Source organism: Psychrobacter sp. AOP30-A2-5 (assembly GCF_052378115.1).
In the GTDB taxonomy this organism is placed as follows: domain Bacteria; phylum Pseudomonadota; class Gammaproteobacteria; order Pseudomonadales; family Moraxellaceae; genus Psychrobacter.
Genome location: NZ_JBQSXK010000023.1, coordinates 32,989 through 43,224, shown reverse-complemented (window position 1 = coordinate 43,224; position 10,236 = coordinate 32,989). Strand labels below are relative to the sequence as shown.

The following is a 10,236-nucleotide window of genomic DNA, read 5'->3' as shown; positions in this document are numbered from 1 at the left end:
TTATTATGCTAGTACTAAATAGCACTCTAACAAAGAGAACTATATTTAAATATAATAATGGAACAGCTCAACCTAATCTATCAGGTGCAGATTTAGCTAAATTTCCTGTACCTTTACCTCCACTCGCAGAGCAACACCGTATCGTCGCCAAAGTCGATGAATTGATGCTTCTATGTGATCAACTAGAGCAGCAAACCGAAGTCAGTATCGAAGCTCATGCGACACTTGTAAAGGTACTATTATCCACGTTGACAGATAGTGCTGACGCGGATGAACTGGCACAAAACTGGGCAAGAATTGCTGAGCATTTTGACAGCTTTTTCACCACTGAGCAAAGCATCGAAGCCCTAAAGCAAACTGTACTGCAATTGGCGGTAATGGGTAAGTTGATGCCACAAAATCCAGACGATGAGCCTGCTTCAGTGTTATTAGAAAAGATAGCTAAAGAAAAAGAGCGGTTGATTGAAGAAAAGAAGATTAAGAAAGAAAAACCATTACCACCGATTAGTGACGGAGAAAAATTCTTTGAGCTACCAAAAGGATGGGAATGGTGTCAAATAGATAGTTTATCTTTAAGCTCGGAGGCTGGTTGGAGTCCCAAATGTGATCCTACGCCAAAAGAAGGAGATAATTGGGGTGTACTTAAAGTAAGTGCTGTAACTTGGGGTAAATATCAGCCTGATGAGAATAAAGCCTTGCCAAACTATTTAGAGCCAAAACCTCAGTATGAAGTAAAAGCTAATGACTTCCTTATTTCCAGAGCTAATACGGCCGATTTAGTAGCACGTTCTGTTGTTGTTCCAAAGAACACACCCGAGAAACTAATGATGAGTGACAAAATCATTCGTTTTAGTTTTACTAAAGATGTATTTAGCTATTATATAAATTTAGTGAATAATAGTAGTTATTCTCGCGAATATTATGCAGAGGTAGCAGGAGGTACTAGCAGCTCTATGAAAAATGTATCTAGAAGTCAGGTCAGAGCTTTAAAGATAGCTTTACCTCCTCTAGCTGAACAACATCGCATCGTTGCTAAAGTTGACGAGCTAATGGCTATTTGCGATCAGCTAAAAGCTAAATTACAACAGTCTCAAGAAACGCAAGTTCAGCTTACTGATGCGTTAGTTGATAAGGCCTTAGGGTGAGTTTTAGTATTGGAACAATCACGTTTTATATGCTCTAGTACAACCAAAAGAAATAAACAAGACCTTCTATTAGCAGTGATATTTTAAAATCAGGTATAATAACCTTGTATGTATAATCCATATTGTGCAGAATTAAAAGTGCACAATGCTATTACAGCTGTTAAGGCTATGTTATTAGGCGTCTTGTGCATAAATTAGGGGTTATAATATTCCTAGGTGTGCCATTTAATATTGCCAGTTATGCCTTGCTGACCCATATGGTCGCGCAAGTATGCGGATTAGAAGTGGGCGAATTTATCTGGACGGGTGGCGATTGTCATATTTATCAAAACCACCGCGAGCAAGTTGAATTACAGTTGACGCGTGAGCTTTATAAGCTACCAACGCTGACGCTTAATCCTGATGTGAAAGATATTTTTGCTTTCAAATACGAAGACATTAGCGTTGATGGTTACGAGTCGCATCCTGCGATTAAGGCAAAGGTTGCAGTCTAGCCTTTGTCTGATTGAAAGTTTTAAATAAATGCAGCAAATGCAAGTAGCATGTTAAAGACAATAAAAAGGATACGTTATGAGTTATGCCCACACCGAAGTTGCCCAAATCGCAGCTATCAGTAGCAACCGCTGTATCGGCAAAGATAATGAGCTACCGTGGCATATCTCAGCAGATTTACAGCATTTTAAAAGCATGACGACCAAACAAAATGACGGTGCGATTCAAGGTATCGTCATTATGGGTCGTAAGACGTTTGAATCAATGGGCAGCAAGCCTTTGCCAAAACGCGTGAGCTTCATCATCAGCACCCAGCTAGATTATGCCGAACAAAAAGGTTTGGTCGATAAAAGCAATGCTTACGTGGTGCATAATTTAGATGATGCATTAACGCAAGCAGCAAGTCTGGCACATGGTGCGCATCTGGATACCATTTGGGTGATTGGCGGCGAGCGCGTGTTTAGCGATGCGTTGATGTATACCGATCGCATTGAGCTGACCCACGTCGATACTGAGATTACGGATGGCGACGCTTTTTATCCTGAGTTGCCAAGTGAATTTGAAGTGGCAGAAGAGTCTGAGCAAATGCATGATGAAAAAAGTACGCTAGATTTTAAATTTGTGACTTATAAAATAAAAGCAGACTAGGTCAGCTGGTTATGAAACTACTACCCTTTATCTTTACTGGCATATTACTATCGGGCTGTCAGAGTCTAGCGATAAGAGAGACTGTTATTAAGCCTGCTGAAATATTGCGTCAACCTCAGTTCACAGTTCCACACAGAGCAGCTAGACGTTTGAAAGCTGGTGAGGAATATGAAGTTGTCCTGAGTATGTTGATTGATAAATCTGGTCAAATTAGTTCCATTTCTGTTACTGAGTCATCAGGCGTCGTGTCATTAGACCGAAGTGCTCTACGTGATGCTAGAAAAATGATATTCAAAGCCGGTACTAAGGATAATGAGTTTATTACAACAAAAGTTACTGTACCCATTACCTATGTAATACCTTAGAAACTGTTTACCCTACTACTAAAAATTTAGATAGATAGATAGATAGATAGATAGATAGGTAGGTAGAATGTAAACGCCTACTCGTGCAATACTTTATAAACTGTTTTTGCAAGTACTGGCCCAATCCCTTGCACGCCTGCCAATTCCTGCTGCGATGCACCGAGCAATTGCTGCAGTCCGCCAAAGTGATTAAGCAGGTCACGGCGGCGCTTTTCACCCAGCCCCGGTATGACTTCTAACACTGACGATGAACGGCGCTTATCACGCTTCTTACGATGCGCCGTAATCGCAAAACGATGCGCCTCATCGCGAATATGCATCAATAAATGCAGCGCCTTGCTATCCATCGGCAAATCAAGTGGCTCATGATCGATAAAATGTAGCACTTCAAGCCCAGCCTTACGTCCTTCGCCTTTTGCCACGCTAATCAGCAAAGTATCACCAAGAATACCCAGCTCGGTTAGCACTTCTTTAGCGATGCCAAGCTGACCTTTACCCCCATCAATCAGCAACAAATCAGGCAATGGTTGCTTTTTATAGCGCCGTGTCAGCACTTGTTTCATTGCGGCATAATCATCACCACCGACAATGTCATGAATGGCATATTGACGATAATCACGGCGACGCGAGCCACCTTGGTCAAAGACTACGCAGCTACCAATGGTCGCCTCGCCCATGGTATGGGAGATATCAAAACACTCTATGCGATCAATGGTTCTATCAGTGACGTCCGCTAAGACATCTTTTAAGGCACCAAAGCGCGCATGCAACTCCAAATAGTCGCCCAGCTTGGTTTTTAGGGCGTTATTGGTATTGAGTTTGGCTAAATCTAACCATTCGGCACGGTGTTCACGTACATTAGTTTTGATCACGACTTTACTGCCAAAATGGCTCGCCAGTGCTTCACTGACCGCCACCTGATCCGGTAATTCATGACTCAACATGATTTCGGATGGTAAGTCATCCGTTACTTGAAAATAAAATGAAGTAATAAAGGCAGATAAATTATCAGCAAGTGGCTCGCTGCTATCGACATCAGGGAAGTAGTTTTTACCACCCAGTACACGACCACCACGTACGGTCAGTACGTTGACGCATGTCATGCCTGCCTGACTAGCGATAGCAATTACATCCGCCTCACCTTGTACAGTATAAACAGCTTGCTTAGCTTGTACTTCACGCAGCATAGACAGCTGATCGCGATAAAACACTGCCTTTTCAAAATCTAATTCTTCAGCAGAAGCTTCCATTTTTTCAATCAAAGCGCTATGAATATCGCTAGAGTCGCCTTTTAGGAAACGAATAGTATTATTGACATCTTCCATATATTCTTCAGGCGATACCAAGCCCACGCAGGGTGCACGGCAGCGTTTAATCTGATATTCAAGGCACGGACGCTTACGTTGCTTAAAAAAGGTATTGGTACATTGGCGCATTTGAAACATTTTCTGCATCAGCACCAGTGTCTCTTTGGCGGCATGAGCAGAGGGGAAAGGACCGAAAAAGCGCCCTTTCTGGTGATTGCCTTTACCGCGACCATAAGCCAATCGCGGGTAAGGCTTATCCGCTGAAATAAATACATAAAGATAAGATTTGTCATCACGCAATAGCACGTTATAAGGCGGACGATACTCTTTAATCAAGTTTTGCTCGAGCAATAACGCTTCAGTCTCACTACGGGTAATAATGGTTTCAATATTATGTATCCGTGCCACTAGCGCCCGTGTTTTTGGATGGTCAATGGTTTTAGCAAAGTAGCTGTTCACACGGCTCTTGAGTGACTTGGCTTTACCGACATATAAGATATCACCGTTTTTTCCCAGCATCTTATACACGCCTGGCAAATTTGGTAGGCGCTGGATTAAATGCTTAAGACGGGCTTTCTTGTCATCGACAGGACTCGATTCTGAGACATTGACCATAGAATTTTTTGCTCTTAAAAGTCTTGTAATACTGCTAGTTATGGGGCGGGAGTCATTGTTTTACAAGCCAATTATTATCATAGCATCACCCATAAAAAAGCCAGCACCGATGCTGACTTTTTATAGGTAAGCAAGATGCCATTAATGGCGGAAGTTAGCCATCAATGCCGGAATACCCGGTAGCATACCAACGATAGCCATCACGCCAGTCAATACCACAAACATAATACCCGGTATGATCCAGCGGCTCATTTTAGTTAAATTAGCACTGCGTTCTTTCGAGCCAATCAAGCCTAAGTTATCAAGCAACAACGTGAGTGACCAACCAAAGGCAGGATTTACAAGCGCTGAAGCAAACACCACAATCGCAGCAGACTGCGTGGTTTTACCTTCACGAGTCATTTCCATACCAGCTTCAAGCAGTGGAATAAACACACCAACGATTAAGGCCACACACATCACTGGCTGCCAAATAGCCAAATCCATTGGATAGCCCCAAACCCCTGCGATAATACAAAACAATGCCGTCAATAAGGCACCAGCAGGAATCGGACGTTTGGCAATCGCTGCTGGGACAATATAGGTGCCCCACGATGACGCAAAGTTAGCACCGCCCAATACAGAGCCGACGACCTGACGAAACGAAGCGCTGGTCATTGTGTCATCGATATCCATGAGTACCTTTTCAGTACGTTTAGGATAGCTGATTTTTTGAAAGACCTGATGGCCTAAAAAATCTGGTGACCACATAGCAACGGCCAAAATAGCAAACGGCAGTACGACAATGAAGCTTTCAACCGTCGGTAATCCTAGCATCCAACCAGTATTTTCACCCCACCAATACATCGGGTTCATGTTTGGTAAGCCTGGTGCAGTTTTGAACTCAAAGGGTGCACCCAATGCAAATGCAAGTCCGCCACCTAGTACACAGCTTAGCGGAACCGCAAGCCAGCGTTTTTGCCAATGCTCAAGTAATGCATATAGCAGGATAGTGGCCAAAATAATGAAAAAGGCAATATGCGACATGCCAATACCTTCTGCCCATGCAAAGAGGTTTTTGACCTGTGAGGTGGTACCGATAAACCCTAAGTAAATCAAGAGGCCACCGCACACCCCTTTACTGGTCAAGTTTGCCAGCAGACTGCCCCCTTTACTGATTGCCAATAGCAAGCCGAAGGCACCGATGAGCAGACCAAAGGCCATCGGGTGACCACCAGCAGCAACAACGATAGGAATAAGCGGAATAAGGGGGCCGTGAGTACCTGCAAGGTTGGCTGTCGGGAGTAGAAATCCTGAAAATAAGATGATAAAGAATGAAACGATTAATAGCTCATAACGAACGTTTTCTAAAACAAACGCATCGCCCAAACCAAGTGGACCTGCAAATGTTGCAGCAATCGCACCCACCATAACCACTTTACCAATCGTTGCCGCCATTGCAGGAATAGTATCTTCATACTCAAAGCGATAATCACGAAACGGCAAATTGGGACGCCAGCGTTTTGGCTGCATGATTTGTAATTCATGATTTAGATAAGCGTCACGACTGTCAAAGCTTGCGCTTGGTTTGTGTAAATCAAGGTAGCTACCTGATGGCTCGCTGTCGTAATTAGATGGATTTGATGACTGCTGATTAGACCCTGAAGAAGGGATCTGAGTGTTACTCATCACATTTCCTTATGTCGACTGAGGCTTTATTTAACTGATAATTTGATAGTGAAATTTAATGTGACTAAAGCGTCCATTAAAAATTGCAAGCCATTGTATGACATGAGAACTCGAAATGCGAACTTAGAATCACTAAAAAAGTCCATACACTATTATAATATATAAATTAAAGTTTCCATTTAATACAAAATTGAACTTAATAGAAAACCATGAGGAAAAAACACACTTAATATAGGCTTTAAATTAGAATAAATGACCTTTTTCTTAATAATTATCTGTATCTAGATATTTGTTATCACATAACTAAATATTAAAGATAGCTATAATAAATAGTTTATTATAACTTTTAAGTAACTATAGAAAATCCATGTCAGTTACGCTTTAAGCCTAGCGGTTTTGATATTTTTTACTTATGATAAATGCCCTTTCGTGACTGCTCTTTGATAGAAGTACACTAAAAAATTTGATTCAAACGGTATCACTAAAAAATATAAAAGAAGCAATAGGACGAATTTATGAGTTTGCTACCCACCAATTTTGAGACGCTAAAACGCAGAGCCAAACAAAGTATCATGCCGTTATTGACACCCCACCTACTGAAGTTGCGTATCAACACTTATGCACCATACGTAGGCGCTGGTATCAGAATCGATCACCTCAATCTAGATCAAGGTTTGTGTGTGGTAAGTATGGGGCTAAATACGCTGAACAAAAACATCGTAGGCACTCAGTTTGGCGGCAGCCTGTATTCGATGGTGGACCCATTCTATATGATAATGCTGATGCACCAATTGGGCAGCAGCTATGTCGTTTGGGACAAAAGCTCATATATTGAGTTTATTGCGCCTGGTAATAGCAAAGTCACTGCACGCCTAAAAATTCCTAGCAATGAAATCACCACGATTCAGGAATTAGCAAAAGAAGGCGAGCCGGTATTTCGGGAATACCAAGCAGATATCGTCGATGATCAACAAAAAGTTATCGCTACCGTCACTAAAACGCTCTATATACGCTTGCGTAAGTACAGCAAATCTAAAGACCAAAATAGCCGTATCGAAAATCTCGATGGTTAGAGGCTTAAGGGCAATTTTTAAAACAGTTCTCTAGATTTGTGATTTAAAGCGCATTAATTAAAACGACAGAAACAAAAACCCCAATCTGGCATACGCACAGATTGGGGTTTTGTCTTTTTTGGTACTACCCGCTTATTTATATGATAAACCTATGAATAAGGGCTTGTATCTGGCTTTTCACTATTGCCGAATCGCATAATAGACGGTTCAGCAATAAAGCGATATTAAGCACAATGCTTAAAAGCAGATACTGGATATAATCTAAGCGTTAGCTTTTGGCTTAACAGCTTTAGGTGCACGCGGAGCAAGCTTCTCGCGGATACGTGCTGATTTACCAGAGCGCTCACGTAAGTAGTATAGTTTCGCACGGCGAACAGCACCACGGCGTTTCACTTCGATGCTATCGATGATTGGTGAATGCAATTGGAATGCACGCTCAACGCCAACACCGCTTGAGATTTTACGTACGGTAAACGCTGAGTTTAAACCGCGGTTACGTTTAGCAATTACAACGCCTTCAAAAGCCTGTAAACGCTCACGCTCACCTTCACGTACTTTTACTTGAACCACAACGGTATCGCCGGGTGCAAAGCTTGGGCGCTCAATCAATTGAGCATTTTCGATGACCTGAACCAATGGATGCTTGTTGCTCATGAGAGTTATCTCCTCACATTAGATAATAGAGGCTTGACGCATATCACCTGTTTGTAATAATGGATCGTATCTTTTTAATGAGACACAACGTAAGTGGGTTATGACAAACGGCCATTATGCTATGACTCGTTTTGTTGTTGCTCAAAATTCTGTTGCTTAACTGTTTATCTTTTTAGCCGCTATCAACGCTGTTTTTTATCTGCTTTCGCCAATGCTTTTAGCCACTTTGCTTGCTCTACCGTTGGCGTAAACGCTTGCCATAAGTCTGGACGACGCGCTTGCGTACGTTCGACTTGCTGACTAAAGCGCCACTTCGCAATATTGGCATGGTGACCTGAAAGTAACACTTCAGGCACTGCCATACCCGCAAACTCATGCGGCTTAGTATAATGTGGACAATCAAGCAAGCCATCGACGAACGAGTCTTGCTCAGCTGACTTATCATCACCCATAATATCAGGCAGACGACGTATCACACTATCCATTAGCACCATTGCTGGCAGCTCACCACCGGTAAGTACGTAATCACCAAGCGATATTTCCATGTCAACATATTGCGATAGTAGGCGCTCATCAATACCTTCGTAACGACCACATAATATAATCATGCCGTCATACTCAGTCATATCGACCACACTACTCTCACTCAGCGTCTGTCCTTGTGGCGACATATAAATCACCGGACAGTGCGCTTTGTCGACACGGCAGCCATGCTGACTTGCTCGCAGGCGCGCATCCTCAATCGCTTGAGATAATGGCTCAGCCATCATCACCATGCCAGGACCGCCACCATACGGACGTTCATCAATACGGCGATAATTATCACTGGTAAAATCACGCGGATTAATGCATTCAATCGTCACTTGTTTCTGAGTGACTGCTCGACCCGTGATTCCAAACTCACGAATCGTGGCAAACATCTCAGGAAAAATACTAATAACGGCAAAATACATTAGGTGTCTACTTGCGCAGTGGCTAATATTGGCTAAATAAATCGGTGTTATTACTGATAAAGCTTAACCGCAAAGTTAAAACTATTATCAATAATCACTCGGCCATGCCACTAGCACTGTTTTTTCAGTCAGACTGACCTGTACTACAGTTTGCTTGTGCCATGGAATCAGGCGCTCATCGGCATCTAAGCTGTCTGAGTTTGCCGCAACCCGCATAATAGCGTGAGCGCCAGTCTCAAACATCTCAGTAATGTCGCCTAGATACTCATCCTGCTCATTTACAACGCGCAGGCTGACCAAATCCGACCAGTAATATTCATCTTCAGCGGGTTCTGGCAAGATGTCTTGCTCGACCCAAAGAGTTACCCCGTTCATAGTCTCAGCAACATTGCGATCAGGAATCTGCTCAAACTGAGCCACAATTCCTGTGCCTTGCTCACGCCAAGCCTTAACGGTTAAAGGCTTCATGCCGGTAGCGGTTTTCATCCACCAAGGTTTAATGTCAAATATCGCCGTACGATCATCTGTCTCACTAAATACCCAAAGCCAACCTTTGATGCCATAAGGCTTTTTGAGCTGACCAATTTTCATAAGGGCACTAGCGTTTGGAGCAGAAGACATAACGGCTAACCTAACAATGATGAACACAGCGAAGATAAATAAAAAGCAATTAAAAACGATAAACGCAGTTAAAAGCGATAAACAATTAATGGCGTACCTAGTTAGACCAGTTACGCTATGTTTTTTACTAAAGTCTATCGAGACTGCTTATAGACGAGCTATCAGCGTCTCAGTGACCACAAAACTTAAGCAGTTGCTTCAGTTTGCGCGACAGACTTGTTGAAAGCTTTTGCTAATGAAGCAACGCGATCTGAAGGTTGTGCACCTTTTGCGATCCACGCATTGTACGCTTCCATATTTAGGCGTACTGCTTCTTCAGACTCTTTAGCGAGTGGGTTAAAAAAGCCGATGTTTTCAATATAGCGACCGTCACGCGCGCGGCGTTGATCAGCAACAACTACTTGATAAAATGGGCGTTTCTTGGCACCGCCCCGTGCTAAACGAATAACAACCATGTGAATTCTCTCTTTCGCAGGTATACCAAAAAGGGCATAATTATATCACAGTCTTGATTTATTGAAAACATAAACTGCGCTTATTTAATTATTTATTAACAATAGCTTAAATGCCCGTCGATGTAAAATACAATTGATCATCACCACTAATTTTTAACTGAAGATACTGCCTCTACATCATGTCCAAGTGGCTCGTTGCTGTATTATTCAGCGCTATATTACTCAGTACTATATTAGTAC

General features: G+C 42.5%; 10 protein-coding genes and 1 pseudogene. 5 read left to right on the top strand and 6 right to left on the bottom strand.

Annotated elements, in window-relative coordinates; genetic code table 11:
* The 4 genes and pseudogenes from ACT3S4_RS12775 to ACT3S4_RS12760 form a co-directional block, all read left to right on the top strand.
* A partial coding sequence (locus tag ACT3S4_RS12775; protein ID WP_444761185.1) for a restriction endonuclease subunit S occupies positions 1-1,145 on the top strand: 1,145 nt, incomplete at its 5' end.
* 206 nt (positions 1,146-1,351) lie between these two features.
* Positions 1,352-1,639: pseudogene (gene thyA / locus ACT3S4_RS12770) on the top strand (thymidylate synthase); the annotation flags it as partial.
* A 76-nt stretch (positions 1,640-1,715) separates the two neighbouring features.
* Complete coding sequence (locus ACT3S4_RS12765) at positions 1,716-2,285, top strand: dihydrofolate reductase (RefSeq protein ID WP_444761184.1); 570 nt, start codon at positions 1,716-1,718, stop codon at positions 2,283-2,285.
* Between the two features lie 11 nt (positions 2,286-2,296).
* Complete coding sequence (locus tag ACT3S4_RS12760) at positions 2,297-2,650, top strand: energy transducer TonB (protein ID WP_444761183.1); 354 nt, start codon at positions 2,297-2,299, stop codon at positions 2,648-2,650.
* A 77-nt stretch (positions 2,651-2,727) separates the two neighbouring features.
* Here the strand turns inward: ACT3S4_RS12760 and uvrC are convergent, their stop codons facing one another.
* Positions 2,728-4,572: an excinuclease ABC subunit UvrC gene (gene uvrC, locus ACT3S4_RS12755; protein ID WP_444761182.1), complete on the bottom strand. Its 1,845-nt coding sequence runs from the start codon at positions 4,570-4,572 to the stop codon at positions 2,728-2,730.
* 141 nt (positions 4,573-4,713) lie between these two features.
* Entirely contained in the window at positions 4,714-6,240 is a 1,527-nt protein-coding gene (locus ACT3S4_RS12750) for a DUF3360 family protein (RefSeq protein WP_045452432.1), read from the bottom strand.
* Between the two features lie 515 nt (positions 6,241-6,755).
* Between ACT3S4_RS12750 and ACT3S4_RS12745 the strand changes: the two genes are divergently transcribed.
* Positions 6,756-7,313 carry a DUF4442 domain-containing protein gene (locus ACT3S4_RS12745; protein WP_444761181.1) on the top strand — a complete coding sequence of 186 codons (558 nt, stop codon included), beginning with the start codon at positions 6,756-6,758 and terminating at the stop codon, positions 7,311-7,313.
* Positions 7,314-7,574: 261 nt separating this feature from the next.
* On the opposite strand, the gene rplS is transcribed toward ACT3S4_RS12745, so the two are convergent.
* From rplS to rpsP, 4 genes are all read right to left on the bottom strand, one after another.
* Entirely contained in the window at positions 7,575-7,967 is a 393-nt protein-coding gene (rplS, locus tag ACT3S4_RS12740; protein ID WP_045445905.1) for a 50S ribosomal protein L19, read from the bottom strand.
* A 182-nt stretch (positions 7,968-8,149) separates the two neighbouring features.
* On the bottom strand, positions 8,150-8,920 hold the full coding sequence (gene trmD, locus ACT3S4_RS12735; RefSeq protein WP_087813637.1) for a tRNA (guanosine(37)-N1)-methyltransferase TrmD: 771 nt from the start codon (positions 8,918-8,920) through the stop codon (positions 8,150-8,152).
* Between the two features lie 87 nt (positions 8,921-9,007).
* The gene (gene rimM, locus ACT3S4_RS12730) at positions 9,008-9,541 is read right to left on the bottom strand and encodes a ribosome maturation factor RimM (RefSeq protein WP_045445903.1); all 534 of its coding nucleotides are present in this window, start codon (positions 9,539-9,541) and stop codon (positions 9,008-9,010) included.
* A 185-nt stretch (positions 9,542-9,726) separates the two neighbouring features.
* A complete protein-coding gene (gene rpsP, locus ACT3S4_RS12725) occupies positions 9,727-9,996 on the bottom strand; it encodes a 30S ribosomal protein S16 (RefSeq protein ID WP_045445900.1) in 270 nt (89 codons plus the stop codon).
* Positions 9,997-10,236: the final 240 nt, after the last annotated feature.

Excerpts from the sequence above, each read along its gene's own strand:
- ACT3S4_RS12745 (WP_444761181.1), top strand. The coding sequence starts at position 6,756 with ATGAGTTTGCTACCCACCAATTTTGAGACGCTAAAACGCAGAGCCAAA.
- rpsP (WP_045445900.1), bottom strand. The coding sequence starts at position 9,996 with ATGGTTGTTATTCGTTTAGCACGGGGCGGTGCCAAGAAACGCCCATTT.
- rimM (WP_045445903.1), bottom strand. The coding sequence starts at position 9,541 with ATGTCTTCTGCTCCAAACGCTAGTGCCCTTATGAAAATTGGTCAGCTC.
- trmD (WP_087813637.1), bottom strand. The coding sequence starts at position 8,920 with ATGTATTTTGCCGTTATTAGTATTTTTCCTGAGATGTTTGCCACGATT.
- rplS (WP_045445905.1), bottom strand. The coding sequence starts at position 7,967 with ATGAGCAACAAGCATCCATTGGTTCAGGTCATCGAAAATGCTCAATTG.
- uvrC (WP_444761182.1), bottom strand. The coding sequence starts at position 4,572 with ATGGTCAATGTCTCAGAATCGAGTCCTGTCGATGACAAGAAAGCCCGT.
- ACT3S4_RS12765 (WP_444761184.1), top strand. The coding sequence starts at position 1,716 with ATGAGTTATGCCCACACCGAAGTTGCCCAAATCGCAGCTATCAGTAGC.
- ACT3S4_RS12750 (WP_045452432.1), bottom strand. The coding sequence starts at position 6,240 with ATGAGTAACACTCAGATCCCTTCTTCAGGGTCTAATCAGCAGTCATCA.
- ACT3S4_RS12760 (WP_444761183.1), top strand. The coding sequence starts at position 2,297 with ATGAAACTACTACCCTTTATCTTTACTGGCATATTACTATCGGGCTGT.